Here is a 15,141-nt window from a genome sequence, read left to right as displayed (position 1 = left end):
GTCCCGCACATTTCGGTCCACAAAGACGTCGGCCTTTCAGGAGGAAGCTGTGTCAGCGCCGTCCATTCCCCCCGGATTCGATTTCACCGATCCAGCGCTCTGGGAAACCCGCAACCCCGTCCAGGAATTCGCCGAGTTGCGCCGCACCGCGCCGGTGTGGTGGAACCCACAGACCGATGCGCAGTCCGGAGGATTCCGCGACGGCGGCTACTGGGTGGTCACCAAACACGAGGACATCAAAGAGATCTCGCGCAAACCGGAGCTGTTCTCCTCGCAGCAGAAAGGCTCCATCATCCGGCTGCCCGGGCAGATCACCATCGAGCAGATCGAACTAACCAGCGCACTGCTGGTGAACATGGATCCGCCGAAGCACTCCAAGATCCGACGCATCATCTCCAGAGGCTTCAGTCCGCGCGCCGTCGAGGGGTTGCGCGCCGCGCTGACCGAACGAGCGGCCGCTATCGTGCACGCGGCCGAGAAGGAGGGCGGCGGCGACTTCGTCGAACAGGTCGCGTGTGAACTTCCCCTGCAGGCCATCGCGGAACTCCTCGGCGTACCGCAGGAAGATCGCCGCAAACTGTTCGACTGGTCCAACCAGATGCTCAATTACGACGACCCGGAATACGGCGACGCCACGACCACGACGGCGGGCACCAACGCGTCGGTGGAAATCCTCGGCTATGCCTGGAACATGGCCGAGCAGCGCCGCAATGATCCGCTCCACGATATCGTCAGCCAGCTCGTGCAGGCCGACGTCGACGGGGAAGCCTTGGGCTCGGACGAATTCGGCTTCTTCGTCATCCTGCTGGCGGTGGCGGGCAACGAGACCACTCGTAACGCCATCACCCACGGCATGAAGGCGTTCGTCGACAATCCGGACCAGTGGGAGCTCTACAAACAGCAGCGTCCGCGCACCGCGCCCGACGAGATCGTGCGCTGGGCGACTCCCGTGACCGCATTCCAGCGCACCGCCACCGTCGACACCGAACTCGGCGGACAGCTGATCCGTCAGGGGCAACGCGTCGGATTGTTCTACGGCTCTGCCAATTTCGACGAGGACGCCTTCGAGAACCCGTTCAGCTTCGACATCCTGCGCGACCCCAACCCGCATCTGGCCTTCGGCGGCACGGGCGCACACTACTGCGTCGGCGCCAACCTGGCCCGGCTGGAAATCGATCTGATGTTCAACGCCATCGCCGACGCGATGCCGAACCTGTCGCAGGTGTCCGAGCCCGAGCGCCTGCGTTCGGGCTGGATCAACGGCATCAAGCATTGGCAAGTGCGGTACTGATGATCAGCGCGAATTGTGCCGAACTGCTGAGGGCGGAGGGCATATGCGCGTAGCCCTGCTGTCCTACCGCAGCAAGACCCACTGTGGTGGGCAAGGGGTTTACGTCCGATACTTGAGTCAGGGACTGGCAGAGCTCGGCCATGAGGTCGAGGTCTTCTCCGGCCAGCCCTATCCGGAACACCTCGATCCGCGTGTGCGGCTCACCGAGGTGCCCAGCCTGGACCTGTACCGCGACGACGCGCCCTTCCGCACACCCCATCCGCGCGAGATCCGCGACCGGATCGACCTGCTCGAGCTCGCCACCATGTGGACCGCCGGATTTCCCGAGCCCAGGACGTTCAGTCTGCGTGCCGAGCGGCTGTTATGGTCGCGCACACGGGATTTCGATGTCGTGCACGACAACCAGTGCCTCGGCTACGGGCTGCTCGACATCACCCGGCACCTACCGGTGGTGGCGACAATCCACCATCCCATCACCCGCGACCGGGCGGTGGACCTGGCGGCCGCACCATGGCGGCGCAAGCCCTTCGTGCGGCGCTGGTACGGATTCCTCGGCATGCAGCAGCGGGTAGCACTGCAGATTCCGGACCTGATCACGGTGTCCTCGTCGTCGGCGACCGACATCGCAGAGGACTTCGGGGTGTCGCCACAGCAGTTGCACACCGTCCCGCTGGGCGTGGACACCGAGCTGTTCCGGCCGCGCGAGACGCCTCGGGTGCGGGGCCGCATCGTCGCGGTAGCCAGCGCGGACAAGCCGCTCAAGGGCATCGCGCATCTGCTCGAAGCCGTTGCCCGGCTGCGTCATACCCATGACATCGAGCTGCGGCTGGTGGCGAAGTTGGAGCCCAACGGGCCGACCGAGAAGCTCATCGCCGAACTGGGGCTGGCCGACATCGTCACCGCTGTCAGCGGATTGAGCGACGAGCAAGTCGCCGAGCTGCTCGCCTCGGCGCAGGTCGCCTGTATTCCGTCCCTGTACGAGGGTTTCTCGCTGCCGGCCGTGGAGGCCATGGCCAGTGGCACGCCCCTGGTCGCCAGCAGGGCGGGGGCGCTGCCCGAGGTCACCGGCACCTGCGCGGAGCTGGTCGAGCCCGGCGATGCGATGGACCTGACCCACACGCTGGGCCAGCTGCTGCGCGATCCGGATCGCCTGCACCACATGGGAAATGCGGGACGGCGGCGCGCACTGGAGGTGTTCAGCTGGGCCGCCGTCGGCGCACGGACCGTCACGGTCTACGAGCAGGCGATCGAGCGGCACGGCCGCCGCGCGCCAGTCGAATCGGCCGGAGCGAACCGTTGATTCATCTTCGACACTCATCACTGGCAGACAGGAGGGTCACATGCTGACCGTCGATTTCGATCGTCTGGGCGTAGGTCCGGGAGTGCGGGTGATCGATATCGGCTGCGGGGCCGGGCGGCACTCATTCGAGGCGTACCGGCGCGGCGCGGACATCGTGGCCTTCGACCAGAACGCCACCGACCTCGCCGATGTCGGCGTTATGTTCGAGGCCATGGCCGCGGCCGACGAGGTGCCGGAGTACGCGAAGGCCGAGACCGTGCGCGGCGACGCGCTCGATCTGCCCTACGGTGACGGCGAATTCGATGTGGTCATCGCCTCGGAAATCCTCGAGCACATCCCGCAGGACGAGCAGGCCATCGCCGAGCTGGTGCGTGTCATCAAACCAGGTGGCGCACTGGCCGTCACGGTCCCCCGCTGGCTGCCCGAACGCGTCTGCTGGGCGCTTTCGGACGAGTACCACGCGAACGAAGGCGGCCACGTCCGCATCTACCGGTCCGACGAGCTGCGCGACAAGATCACCGCGCAGGGCGTGCGCCACATCCACCGGGAGTTCGCGCACGCCCTGCACTCCCCATTCTGGTGGCTCAAGTGCGCGGTCGGGGTCGCAGACGACGCGCATCCGGCGGTGACGGCCTATCACCGGATGCTAGTGGGGGACATGATGTCCGCGCCCGCGCTCACCCGCACGGCCGAACGCATGCTCAACCCCCTCATCGGCAAATCCGTCGCCCTCTACTTCACCAAACCTGCGGTGCACAGTGACGCACGCTGAGCTGCCCGCCGTTCCCGGCGTCCTCTCCGGCCCCGACATCCGGCGCAGCGGTGAATCCATCGCGGCCACACAGGAACCCGACGGCGCCCTGCCATGGTTCACCGGTGGGCACACCGACCCATGGGATCACATCGAGTCGGCCATGGCGCTCACCGTCGCCGGACTGTGGGATGAGGCTCGCGACGCCTACATCTGGTCGGCCAAGACTCAGCGCGACGACGGCTCCTGGCCCATGCAGTTCCGGCAGGGCGTCATCGAGAACCACGACGCCGACACCAACTTCTGCGCTTACCTGGCCACCGGTGTGCTGCATTTCCTCACCGTCACCGGTGATTCCGGATTCGCCGCCGAGATGTGGCCCACCGTCCGCGCCTCGGTCGAGTTCGTACTGGGCCTGCAGCAGGGTGAGCACGGCGAGATCCACTGGTCCGCAAGCGAATCCGGCAGCTCGGGCGAGGCCCTGCTCACCGGCTGCTCCAGCATCTTCCACAGCCTCGGCTGTGCGGTGACCCTGGCCGAGCGCCTCGGCGATCCCCGGCCGAACTGGGCCGCGGCCCGCCGCCGCCTCGGTAGCGCCTTGCGCGACCACCCGGAAGCTTTTCTGGATAAGAACCGCTATTCCATGGACTGGTACTACCCGATCCTCGGCGGCGCGGTCCGCGGCCGCCAGGCCCGCGACCGCATCCGACGCCACTGGGACGAATTCGTTGTTCCGGGCCTGGGCATCCGCTGTGTGTCCGATGCCCCGTGGGTCACCGGCGCGGAAACCTGCGAACTGGTATTGGCGCTCGACGCCGACGGTGACACCGCCACCGCCGCGACGCTCTTCACCGAGATGCAGCATCTGCGTGAATCGGACGGATCGTATTGGACCGGAATGGTATTCACCGACGGCAAACGCTGGCCCGAGGAGCGCACCACCTGGACCGCCGCCGCGGTCATCCTGGCCGCGGACGCACTGTCGCGCACCACGGCCGCCAACGGGATCTTCCGCGACGCGCTCCCCCGCTGACGCCGGCCACTCGCGCAGTGCGCGAATGGCCGACAGAAGTGGGTCCGGTCAGCGCCCGTTGTCCGCAACGCCCTGGTCACGGACGACGACGCGCCGCAGAATCCGCAGCGAACCGGTCACCGAGACTTCCTGGAACTCACCGGAATCCAGAGCGCGGCGATAGATATTGAACGGGGCCCGGCCACCGTCGGCCGGGTCCGGGAAGACGTCATGAATGGCCAGCAGGCCGCCGATCGCCACCCAATGGGCCCAGCCCTCGTAATCGCGCTGAGCGGCTTCCTCGGTGTGGCCGCCGTCGATGAACAGCATGTGCAGCGGTGTGCACCAGATGCGAGCGACGACCGAGGAGGAGCCGATGATGGCGACGACGGTCTCGGCGAGTTCGGCGCGCACGATGCTGCGCCGGAAGGCCGTCACAGTGTCGAAGACGCCGGTTTGCGGATCCACCAGCGAGATGTCGTGATACTCCCAGCCGGGCTGGTGCTCTTCGGACCCGCTGTGGTGGTCGACGGTGAAGACGGTGGCTCCGTTTTCCGAGGCGGCAGCACCCAGATAGATGGCGGATTTGCCGCAGTAGGTGCCGATTTCGAGAATGGTGCCGTCACCGGCGCAAGCGCGGGCCGCGTCGTAGAGCGCGCGGCCTTCCTCGGGAGGCATGAATCCGGGGACCTGCTCGGCGAGAGCGAACAGGTCCCGGGCACGGGTGGCGATATCGGCCTCGGTCATGCGAAAACCTTTCTACGGATCACCATCCGCGGGCGATCCACTCGTCGAGGTGTGGACTCTCGGTGCAAGCGGGTTCGCACGGTTCGGCGAAAGTCATCGATGCCTCCATACGCGGTTCGATCATGGTTCGGGCCCGGGCCGACTCACCGCTGCGCTCTGCGGGTGCGCGCGGGGGCCTCGACGAGGGCCTGGCGGCTATCCGGGCGCGGATACGGCCAGGGCCGGGTACAGGATGGACCTGCCGCCACGCCCGGAGCTCAGGAGGTATGCCGCGCGGGCCTCTCAAGAGGTCTTGTGTGGCACCGCTGCGACGAGACCGCCGTCCACGACGAACTCCGAGCCCGTCGCATACGAGGATTCGTCACTGGCCAGGAAGAGCACGAACGTGGCGACCTCCGAGGGCTGCGCGGGCCGGCCCAGCGGAATGGTCACCAGGTCATCGGGAATGTTCTCCGTCATCGGTGTCCGGATCAGGCCCGGATGCAGCGAGTTGACACGAATGTTGTGGGGCGCCAACTCGAGTGCCGCCGACTTGGCCAAGCCGCGCACAGCCCACTTCGAGGCAACATAGCCGTGCGCCCAGGGCGCGCCCCGTAATCCTTCGATCGAGGAGACGTTGATGATCGACCCGCCGCCCGCGGCGACCATCGGTTCCACGACGGCTCGCATCCCGAGAAAGGTGCCGGTCAGGTTCACGTCGATGATCTGACGCCATTTACCGAGATCGAACTTCCCCAGCGGACCGCCGTTGACGATGCCGGCATTGTTCACGAGGACATCGAGCTTCCCGAACGTATGCAGCGCCTCGTTCACCGCCGACTCCCAGTGCACCGGCTCGGTGACATCGAGATGGACGTAACGCGCTGCGTCGCCGAGTGATTCGGCGACCGCTTTACCGTCCTCGTCCAGGATGTCGCCGATGACAACCTTGGCCCCTTCGGCCACCAGCAATTCCGCGTGTGCGGCGCCCATCCCGCGCGCGCCGCCACTGATGAGTGCAACTTTGCCGTCTACACGTCCCATGGCGGCCACGCTAACATATCAACTGGAACACAATCCAGACTACTGTCCAGAAATATGACCGGACTCCGGAACAGGTCCAGTTGACCGGCCGTGAGCCACAATTCGCGAGGAGAATCCATGCCCATCCGCGTCGCCCACGTCGGCACCGGGAATGTCGGCCGCCTTGCCCTTACCGGCCTCATCGAGAGCCCCCGATACGAGCTGACCGGCGTATGTGTGTCGACCCCCGGCAAGGTCGGGCGAGACGCCGGCGAGCTTGCCGGTCTCGACATCACGACCGGAATAGCGGCCGTCGGCGACATCGATGCACTGCTCGCGACCGAACCGGAGTGCGTCGTCTACTGCGCGATGGGAGACACCCGTCTACAGGAGGCGATCGAGGATTGCCGGCGGATCCTCACGGCCGGGGTGAACGTCGTGGGCTCTGCCCCCGGATTGTTGCAATATCCGTGGCGAGTGTTGCCCCAGAAGTACATAGATCCGGTTGAAGAGGCTGCACGGCAAGGTGACTCGAGTCTGTTCATCACCGGCGTCGATCCCGGATTCGCCAACGATCTACTGCCCTTCGCACTGACGGGTACCTGCCAGACCGTTGAGCAGGTCCGCTGCATGGAAATCGCCGACTACGCGACCTACGACGGCGTGACGGTCATGTTCGACGTCATGGGCTTCGGAAAGCCTCTCGACGAAACCCCGATGCTGTTGCGGCCCGGCGTGCTGAGCTACGCGTGGGGGCCCGCGATACGGCAGCTCGCCACCGGGCTCGGCATCACCGTGGACACGATCACCGAACACTACGAACGGATTCCGGCCGCGGAGGCGTTCGACATCGCCGCCGGACACATCCCCGAGGGCGGTCTGGCCGCACTGCGGTTCGAACTGCGCGGCATGGTCGGCGATCGCCCGGCGATCGTCATCGAGCACATCACGCGCCTGCGCGAGGACTTGTGCCCGGATTGGCCGCAACCCGCACAGGCGGGCGGCTCGTATCGTGTCGAGATCACCGGCGAGCCATCCTATTTCGTGGACATCTGCCCAACCAGCCGCAAGGGCGATCACAACCACGCCGCGATCGTGGCGGCAGCGGGACGCATCGTGAACGCCATTCCCGCCGTGGTCGCCGCCGCGCCCGGCATCCGTACGATGCTCGACCTCCCCTTGGTGACCGCACCCGGCGTATTCACGACGCCGGTGCACGACCTGAAACTCGACCGATGACGACTCCGACCACAGCCGGCGATCACCGAACCGACCAGGCATTACCTTGCGCTGCACAGCATGCCGGACTATCATTCGGACACATGTCCGAACTATTGTCTGCCACCAGTCAGCTGCTCGACAACTCCGAGACAGATCGGGCCGAGATACTCGACCGACTACGCGATTCGGGTGAGATACAGCGCAGAATCCGGGCCGCGCTGGGGCCGCGTGCCGACCCCGCGATCATCCAGAACCTGGAGGCGATCTACACCGCCGCCCTGTTCGACGCCGCAACCGGATATGCCGCCGATTCCTGCGGCGACCGCTCACCCGAACAACTCGTGCAGCGCATACTCGACCGTCGCTGACCTGCCAGGCGTCGACCTGCACGACAACCCCGAGCACGTCGAACAAGGGGATGATGATGAAGAAGACCCGCCTCAGCTGCCCGTGCGGTGAGTACGTCCGCGGCACGGACGAGGACGACCTTGTCGAGAAGACACAAGCCCACCTGGCCGAGAAACACCCCGAGCACGAGTACACCCGCGACGAAATCCTCTTCATCGCATACTGATTCGAACCGATCACGGCGCACACCGCAGGACACCATCGGCACCGGGACCGTACGAGGTTCCAGGTGGCGCGTCACCGCACCGAACCCCTGCCCGTCGTCCATGCTGCTGATGTGGTCCAGCGATCCCGCGGTGAGCCGCAGCGAACCAAATCGGGAACCCGCCGCGCTGGCTGAATCTTCCGCCTTCGACAGGAGCGGACTCGAACAGGCGCTGCAGGCGCTATCGCCGCATCATGTTCGAGCGGTCGCCTAGCTGGCTCGTGGCTGCGCCCAGCAGTGGTTCGCCTCCGCCGAGATACTCGAACATGCAGCGCCGGGCTGCGAGTGCGCAGCATTACGAATCACCCGGCGCCGACCGCTATTTCGACGGCAACGCGTTCTGCAGCCCCCCGACGTCGGTGACCTTCCAACCTGAATTGCGGTCGATGGTCAGCGAATACGTGACGGTGGTCTGGGCCCCGTCCGGCGTCTGCGCACTGCTGGAGGTCACATTGAGATAGGCGTTGACCTTGTATATCCCGCCGGACTCGGAAGTCACGCCCGCGGACAGCGGTGACGCTTTCGATGTCCACTGCAGTGGCAGCAGGATCTGCTCGAGCTGCGGGGCCGTGGCGTCGAACTTGGCCGAGAGCTGAGGGGTCGTACCGGCCTGGAGACGGCCCAGCCAGCCCTTGACGTCGTGATAGTCGATCGTCGACGCGCCCAGCGAGTAATCCATCGCGACCTGTTCGGCATGCCGGTCATCGGCGGCTTTCGCATCGCGGTCCGCAATGGTGGATCTGGCCGACCAGTAGAGCGCCGCGAATGTCACTGCGGCGGTAGTTAGAACGCAGATCGCAGCTGTGACCAGTACCGTCGACAGTCGAATCGATACGGTGCGCGGCTGCTTACCCCGCTCACCGGAAACCTTTGATTCGCTTGTGGGTTCGGTTCGGGCGGCGTCTTCGTCGGTGATTGTGCTCATGTTCAGTGTCCTTCCGCCGATTCGGCGATGTCCGGCAGTCACTCCGGCTACCTGACGCCGACTCGGAAATGCACTGCGCCGTCGTCTCCTACGCCGTGTAGCGCTTGGTCGATCAACGCACTGATATCGATGGCGGGCGCTCGGCGCACCGCATCCTTCACAACCGGTTCCAAGGCCGGTCCCAGCGGGGCGATACCGGGACCGATCTTATTCACCAGTGCCGTCAGGTTGCCGAGAAACGGGACGAGGCCGTCGCCTGTGAAATAGTCGGCCACCGGCCGGCTTTCGGAAAGCGCGGCTCCCGACTCCACAATCTGGTTCAGCGTGACGCCGAACGCACCGAATTTCGGACCGGCGTCGGCGAGTGAGGGCCCGAGCCAGTCCATGTTGCCGCCCAATGCCTGCACGTCGGCGAACAGCTGGCGGATGGATGCCTTGCGACTCAGGAGGGCAGCCGCGAGCAGATCGGTCGACCGTTGCAATGTCTGCATCGCGGTATCCGTTCCCGCCAGTGCACGGTTGAAGGTATCGACCAAGCGCGCGACGGACTCGGGATGAATCTGCTTCAGCAGTTCGACCACCCTGGCGGACAGTGCCGTGATCGTCGTCGGCGTCCTGACTCGATCCGCCGCGATGACCTGCCCGTTCTCGAGATACGGTCCCAAGCCGGTCTGCGGCGCGAACTCGATGTACGGCTCGCCGAGCGCAGACAACTGCTCGATGCGGACGTCGCTGGAAACGGGGATGCGGTAGCGGTTGTCGATTCGCAACCGCACGAGTACGCCGGTGGCCTGTTTGCTCACCGACTCAGTGCGGCCGACTTGAATACCCGCCAAGAGAACCGGAGCGTTCGGACCGAGCCCACCCGAGTTGTCCATTCGCATGTCGGCGGTGATGTAGGTCCGCCTGGGGTCCAGATGCAGAACGCCGACCGTCATGTAGCCGACGCCGAGGACCAGTACCGCGGCGATCGCCGAGAGCGACACCGTCGCACGAAGATTCATCTGACCGCGCCGATCATCCGGAGGGCGTCGACGATGCGGCTGGTCTGTTCATCGGGAGACATCGTGGCGGCTCCCGCCGCGGGGGTGAGCGTGACATCGACCATGTTGACCTTCGGACCTCGTTCGACAAATGGAATGATCTTGTTTTGAATGAGATCGACGAGCTGCTTCATGTTCGACGGCGAGCCGGTATCGAGCGGGTGGCTACCGAAGAGCATGGGCACCACTGCCCGCGTGGTGCCGTCGAGCGATTGCAACAAGGGAGCGAGCCATTTGGCAGCGGGGGCGAGCGGGCCGAGCGACGTCAGCACGAAGATGACACCGATCTGGGCGTTCACCGCGTCGGTAGTGTGTTGGACTCCGTAGGGGGTGAGCAGGTCATCGAAGATCGGCGCGTTCTTCTGCAGACCGTCGTCCACCGTGGCCTGCAGGCCGTCGAGCAGGGCGTCGACCGAGTTCAGATGTTCGCCCAGATCGGACAGATCCGAACCCAGTACGCCGGCGATCCGAGCCGTGTCGGTCGGATCCCTGGGCATCACCGCGTTCATCTTGCGGACGATGCTCTGGAAATCCGAAACCGCTCCGCTGCCGACGAACGTGGACAGTCCGGCCAGGATGTCTTCGATCGACGGTGATTGTGCGGTATCCGAAAGCGGGATCGTCGCGCCCGGTTCCAACTCGCCCGAGCCGGCTTTCGCCGGTTCGGTGAGAGCGATGTGCACATCTCCCAGCGGAGTCTCCTGACGCAGTTCCGCCGTGGTGCCCACCGGCAGTCGCACCGACTTCCGAATAACGATGTCGGCGATCGCGTATCCCCGGCGCGCGACTCCACCGGGGGCGGCGGCGACCGGGTCGACGAGAGTGACCCGGGTCAGCTGCCCCACCCGGACACCGTCGGCGATGACCTTGGCGCCCTGCGGAAGATTGAGCACATTGCCGAACTCGATCCGCAGAGGGTAGGTGGGCCCGCCTACGCCGGCCCCGGGCACGGGCAGATCGGCCGGCTGCAAGTCGCATCCGGTGGCGGTGAAAACCATAGCGACGCAGGCGATTGCGTGCATGCCGATGCGGCGTGTCCGATGGCCTGTTCTCATCGCGCGCTCGCCGCCGCCAGGAGCACGGACAGGGCAGGCACCGTCACCGCACCGCCGTCGGACCTCTGGCACTGCTGCCCGGTGATGGTTTGCACGGCTGCGCAGATCCGTTCGGTATCTTGTTGGGCGAGTGCGAGTTTCGGCGGCAGGTAACCTATCGTCAGCTTGCCCGAGACCGGATCGATCGCGGTCGCGAATCCGGTTGCCACGGCCGGTGCCATCCGAATGACTTCTGAGAGCGACCCGACCCCGGACGCGATCATGTGAGATAGATCGGGGATCGCATCGAGCGCCCGCAAAGCGGGTGACCCGAACATCATGATGGCGTCGTTGCCCTGCGGCAGCAGCTCGGCCAGCGCGGCGACGAGTTCGATGATGGGCGGAAACGCGATGGTGACGATGTCTCCGAAGGTTTGGGGTAGCCCGGTCACGGTCGTCTGCACCTGCGGCCATCCCCCGCGGGCCCGATGCGCGAGTTCGGCGAGTGCGTCCAGCAGCTTCCCGATATGGCCGATGGCGGCGTCGGGCGCGGTGAGCGCCTTGGACAGCTGCAGGAGGATGCCGTTGATCTGGTCACCGGATCCGGCCGTAGCGTCGTCGAGCGCATCCAACCCGTCAGCGAGCGCGGTGCGCTGCGCGGGATCTCCGGAGCCGTTCAGCCGATCGACAAGGCCGGTCAGCGCCTCGAAAGTCTGCGAAAGACTCTTGGGCGTCAGGGTTTTGGTGATGCATCGGTCGGCTTCCCAGCCCGGGCCGGCCGGTTCGGCGCCGATGAGAGCCAGTTTCCGATCGGCGACCAAAGTATCGCTCACGGTTACGGCGCCCACGTCCGGCGGAAGCTTGCGGTCGGCCCGGACCGTGAATTGCACACGGGCCGAGGTGCCATCCGGCTGGATCTCGGTGACCCGGCCGACCGGCACACCCATGATCGTGACCGCGCTGCCCTTGTACAGCCCGATACTGTCGGGCATTTCGGCGCAATATCCGCGCATCTGCGGGCTCGGCTTGCTCAGCTTCAGCCCGATCGCGGCGGCCAGTACGAGCGTGATGACCACGGCGGCCGACATCAGCCCTCTGGATCCGAGAATTCGCTTCACTTTCAGCATCCCCCTCCGGGAACGGGCACGCATACCGCCGGCAGCGGGATCGTGACGGCGGCCTGGTCGACGGTCACCCCGCCACCGGCCGACATGAGCGGAAGCAGGCGCTGTTCCAAGCCGCGCAGAGAATCGACGAGCGCGCCGAGGCGGCCGCCGAGCTCTTGCAGCTTCGGGATCGCATCAGCGAGCGGCTGGGCTCGCTGTTTCAACGACTCATCCCACGCACGTCCCAGCGGTGTCAGATCGTGCAGGACCGCCGCTAGATCGTTCAGGGCCTGGGCGACCTGCACCTTATTGTTCTGGACAATCGTTTCGAGGGTGCCCAGCGTCGTCAGCAGTTTCGCCAGCACATCGGAGTTCTCGTTCAGTGCCGTCAGATACTCGTCGGCGATGGACAAGGTGCGGGAGATGTCCGCGTTCTGCTTGTCCAGCATTCCGACCAGGTCACCGGCCGCCTGTACGGCTACGCGAAGGGAAGCCGGGCTGTTGCCGACCGATTGCGCAACTGCGGCCAGATCCTTCCGCAACATGTCTCCGTCGATCTTCTGGACCGGTTGAACGGCATCCTGGAACGCCTGAGTAAGGTTGTACGGGAGCATGACTCGCTCCTGCGGTATCACCCCAGCCCCTAGCGGTTTCGTTCCCGCGGACTCGACTGCCACGTAGTTGCCACCCACCACGGTCAGCATGCGGATGTCGAGGGTGGTCTGATCTCCGATGAATGCCTGTTTCGCGACGGTGAATTCCATCCGGACCCGATCCGACAGCAGGGTCAGCGATTTCACTTTTCCGACCGGAATCCCGGCGATGCGGACGTCATCACCGGACCGGACGGCTCCGGCCTGCGCCAGGTCCGCCGAATACGTTCGTTCCGGGGAAGTTCCGGTCACGTAGACCGTCCCGATGGCGATGATCAGCAACACCGCGGCGCCTATCCCTGCGAGCCCCCACCGAAGATCGTTGGCAGGCAAGCGTTCCGCGGCGCGTTCTCTGCGGCGATCGGCGAATCGCCGCCGGAGTGTCACTTGTGACATAGGACGATCCTCTGTCCGGCGATCAGCATTCGAAGGGGCTCGGGTGCGGCTGCGGCGCCGTGCGAGCAGGTGAGTTCGGCCCCCGGCCCGGTTTGCGGAACGGCTGCCGTCATCTCCTGGATCAGGCCGGGCAGGCGGTCGAAGACGTTCACGGCCTCCTGCGGGTCGGGAAACGCCTGCTTCAGCGCGGCGTCCAGATCCCGGTCCCGGTCACCGGTGACGCCCAGCACGGTCAGCATGCTCCGAAGTGGTTGCAGCACAGGCGGAATCTCGATCGAGAAGCTGACGAGTCCGGGCAACTGATCGCTGATGGTGATGAACAGATCGGTCAGATTCGTCAGCAGCTTCATGGCGTTGCCGGACTTGCCGCCGAGGTGATCGGAGATCTGGGAGAGATTGCCCACCAGCGTCGACAGCACCGCCTGGCGATCGGAGGCGTAACGGCTCAATTTCTCGATGGCGCCCAGCGCCGGCCCCAGCCCGGTGCCGTCGCCCTGGATGACCGCCAGCATGCTGGTGGCGAACTGATTGAGATCATCAGGCGACAGCTGCGCCAGGACCGGTTGCAGGCCCTTGAACAAGGTCGTGATGTCGAAAGGCGGCACCGTCTCGGACGTGCCGAAGACCGTTTTCGAGTCGCGCCGCGCGCCCGGCTGGTCGGGCTGCTGGATTTCGAGATACCGGAACCCGGTGAGGTTCTGGTATCGGATCGCGACCTTGCTGCTGGCGAACAGCGGATGGTCGCGGGTGACGGTGAAGCGTACCCGCGCGAACGTGCCGTCCAGACTGACGTCTCGCACCTTGCCGACCTGTACCCCGTACAGGCGCACGTCATCACCGAGGCGCAATCCGTTCGCGTCTGTGAACATCGCTGTGTAGGTATCGGTTTCGCCGCTTACGGGGCGCTCGACCAAGCGGAACACACCCGCCAGCACCACACCCATCAGGAGTATCGCGACGGCGACGCGCAGCAGCAGGGAACGCGTGGTCATCAGCGCTCCCCCGTGGCGGGACGCTGCGCCAGCATGGCCGACAGCGGTGCGGCCAGGCCGGGCACCACATCCAATTCGACCGCGGCGTCGAGCACCGGCCCCTCAGGTGTGTCGTGAAATGCCGCGCCGACACGCGCGAGCAGTTCGCTCAACTGCTGCGCGGACCGGTCCGGTGTGCTCACCGACGCGGACAGTTGGTCGAGAATCGTTGTGCCGATGGGCAACAGCCCGGAAAAGTACTGTCGCGAGGTACCGAGCAAGGTCGTCGCGGTCGGCAGCAGGTCCGTCCGGACCCTGGTGAACATCTCGCTGAATCGCGCGAGGCGCTCCGGAGACTCCAGATACTTGTTCGTGTAGGTCGCCTCCAGCACGGCCAATCCACCCGTCAACATCGGCGGGAGTCCGACCAGCGCCGAACCGAACCGATCGAACAGCAGAGACGGCGGCAGCTGCTGGGTCTCGGCGAACGAACGTGCGGTCACGCCGATGGCCTGCAACAGCGGAGTGAACGCATTGAGGTCCCGTGACACCTTGCTCAGCAACTCGGCGAGTTCAGGCGTGAGCACGTCGCCGGTGAGCCTGCCCGTCGACTTCAGCAGGGCCGCGAGCGTGGCATCCCGGACCCGATCGGTGTCGCGGGTCAGATCGACCGTCGATCTGTTGGCCAGCGCCGCGCCACCCTGGTTGGCGTGCAGTTCGATGGCACTGATTCCGAACAGATTTCCCGGCGCATAGTCGACGGTTACCGCATCGGTGAGGCCGAAGAGCTGGGATCCGTTCAGGCTCAGTTCGATTCGCTGTCGACCGGGCGCGGCGGAGTCGATAGTGGCGACCGCTCCGACGCGCACGCCGTCGAGTCGCACATCCGTCCCCGGCCCGACGCCCTCGCCTACCCGGCCGACCAGCAGCGCGACGTGAATCTCGTCCGCGGGCTCGACGTCCGGCCACACCCGCCAGCCGATGGCGGTCAGGACTGTCAGCAGAATGGCGCAGGCACCGAGTATGCGGGCGCGGCGGGGCCCGACTTCCGTTCCGGGCAGAGCATAAGCAGGCAT

Annotated in this window: 16 protein-coding genes; 7 read left to right on the top strand and 9 right to left on the bottom strand. The window is 65.6% G+C overall.

Going from position 1 to position 15,141, the window contains the following annotated elements; genetic code table 11:
- The first annotated feature begins 49 nt into the window (after positions 1-49).
- The 4 genes from ACIBI6_RS00755 to ACIBI6_RS00740 are packed head-to-tail and all read left to right on the top strand — an operon-like array spanning position 50 to position 4,375.
- The gene (locus ACIBI6_RS00755) at positions 50-1,291 is read left to right on the top strand and encodes a cytochrome P450 (RefSeq protein WP_364349717.1); all 1,242 of its coding nucleotides are present in this window, start codon (positions 50-52) and stop codon (positions 1,289-1,291) included.
- A gap of 43 nt (positions 1,292-1,334) precedes the next feature.
- Positions 1,335-2,591 carry a glycosyltransferase family 4 protein gene (locus ACIBI6_RS00750; protein ID WP_396954911.1) on the top strand — a complete coding sequence of 419 codons (1,257 nt, stop codon included), beginning with the start codon at positions 1,335-1,337 and terminating at the stop codon, positions 2,589-2,591.
- Between the two features lie 40 nt (positions 2,592-2,631).
- Complete coding sequence (locus tag ACIBI6_RS00745; RefSeq protein ID WP_396954910.1) at positions 2,632-3,363, top strand: class I SAM-dependent methyltransferase; 732 nt, start codon at positions 2,632-2,634, stop codon at positions 3,361-3,363.
- Positions 3,350-4,375, top strand: a complete 1,026-nt coding sequence (locus tag ACIBI6_RS00740; protein ID WP_396954909.1) for a prenyltransferase — start codon at positions 3,350-3,352, stop codon at positions 4,373-4,375. The genes ACIBI6_RS00745 and ACIBI6_RS00740 overlap by 14 nt, the downstream gene beginning before the upstream one ends.
- Before the next feature lie 48 nt (positions 4,376-4,423).
- Here the strand turns inward: ACIBI6_RS00740 and ACIBI6_RS00735 are convergent, their stop codons facing one another.
- Together ACIBI6_RS00735 and ACIBI6_RS00730 are read right to left on the bottom strand one after the other, a co-directional pair.
- Positions 4,424-5,101 carry a class I SAM-dependent methyltransferase gene (locus ACIBI6_RS00735; protein ID WP_396954908.1) on the bottom strand — a complete coding sequence of 226 codons (678 nt, stop codon included), beginning with the start codon at positions 5,099-5,101 and terminating at the stop codon, positions 4,424-4,426.
- 282 nt (positions 5,102-5,383) lie between these two features.
- Positions 5,384-6,124, bottom strand: a complete 741-nt coding sequence (locus ACIBI6_RS00730; RefSeq protein ID WP_364349702.1) for a glucose 1-dehydrogenase — start codon at positions 6,122-6,124, stop codon at positions 5,384-5,386.
- 117 nt (positions 6,125-6,241) lie between these two features.
- Here ACIBI6_RS00730 and ACIBI6_RS00725 point away from each other — a divergent pair, with 117 nt between their 5' ends.
- From ACIBI6_RS00725 to ACIBI6_RS00715, 3 genes are all read left to right on the top strand, one after another.
- Positions 6,242-7,342: a diacylglycerol kinase gene (locus ACIBI6_RS00725; RefSeq protein ID WP_396954907.1), complete on the top strand. Its 1,101-nt coding sequence runs from the start codon at positions 6,242-6,244 to the stop codon at positions 7,340-7,342.
- Positions 7,343-7,425: 83 nt separating this feature from the next.
- Positions 7,426-7,692 carry a hypothetical protein gene (locus tag ACIBI6_RS00720; protein ID WP_364349696.1) on the top strand — a complete coding sequence of 89 codons (267 nt, stop codon included), beginning with the start codon at positions 7,426-7,428 and terminating at the stop codon, positions 7,690-7,692.
- Positions 7,693-7,745: 53 nt separating this feature from the next.
- Positions 7,746-7,898 carry a DUF1059 domain-containing protein gene (locus tag ACIBI6_RS00715; protein ID WP_364350141.1) on the top strand — a complete coding sequence of 51 codons (153 nt, stop codon included), beginning with the start codon at positions 7,746-7,748 and terminating at the stop codon, positions 7,896-7,898.
- A gap of 358 nt (positions 7,899-8,256) precedes the next feature.
- Here the strand turns inward: ACIBI6_RS00715 and ACIBI6_RS00710 are convergent, their stop codons facing one another.
- Genes ACIBI6_RS00710 through ACIBI6_RS00680 form a run of 7 tightly spaced genes read right to left on the bottom strand, consistent with a single transcriptional unit; the run spans position 8,257 to position 15,141 of the window.
- On the bottom strand, positions 8,257-8,862 hold the full coding sequence (locus ACIBI6_RS00710) for a hypothetical protein (protein WP_364349693.1): 606 nt from the start codon (positions 8,860-8,862) through the stop codon (positions 8,257-8,259).
- Between the two features lie 47 nt (positions 8,863-8,909).
- Entirely contained in the window at positions 8,910-9,866 is a 957-nt protein-coding gene (locus ACIBI6_RS00705; protein ID WP_364349690.1) for an MlaD family protein, read from the bottom strand.
- Complete coding sequence (locus tag ACIBI6_RS00700; RefSeq protein ID WP_396954906.1) at positions 9,863-10,960, bottom strand: MlaD family protein; 1,098 nt, start codon at positions 10,958-10,960, stop codon at positions 9,863-9,865. The genes ACIBI6_RS00705 and ACIBI6_RS00700 overlap by 4 nt, the downstream gene beginning before the upstream one ends.
- A complete protein-coding gene (locus ACIBI6_RS00695; protein WP_364349684.1) occupies positions 10,957-12,066 on the bottom strand; it encodes an MlaD family protein in 1,110 nt (369 codons plus the stop codon). The genes ACIBI6_RS00700 and ACIBI6_RS00695 overlap by 4 nt, the downstream gene beginning before the upstream one ends.
- Positions 12,060-13,094 (bottom strand): MlaD family protein, encoded by a 1,035-nt coding sequence (locus ACIBI6_RS00690; protein WP_396954905.1) that lies wholly within the window; start codon positions 13,092-13,094, stop codon positions 12,060-12,062. The genes ACIBI6_RS00695 and ACIBI6_RS00690 overlap by 7 nt, the downstream gene beginning before the upstream one ends.
- Positions 13,082-14,038 carry an MlaD family protein gene (locus ACIBI6_RS00685; RefSeq protein WP_396954904.1) on the bottom strand — a complete coding sequence of 319 codons (957 nt, stop codon included), beginning with the start codon at positions 14,036-14,038 and terminating at the stop codon, positions 13,082-13,084. Before ACIBI6_RS00685 ends, ACIBI6_RS00690 begins: the two co-directional genes overlap by 13 nt.
- A 47-nt stretch (positions 14,039-14,085) precedes the next feature.
- A complete protein-coding gene (locus ACIBI6_RS00680) occupies positions 14,086-15,141 on the bottom strand; it encodes a hypothetical protein (protein WP_396954903.1) in 1,056 nt (351 codons plus the stop codon).

The sequence above is a fragment of the Nocardia sp. NPDC050412 genome (assembly GCF_044458825.1).
Classification (GTDB): Bacteria; Actinomycetota; Actinomycetes; order Mycobacteriales; family Mycobacteriaceae; genus Nocardia.
This window is presented reverse-complemented; position numbering and strand designations above follow the sequence as displayed.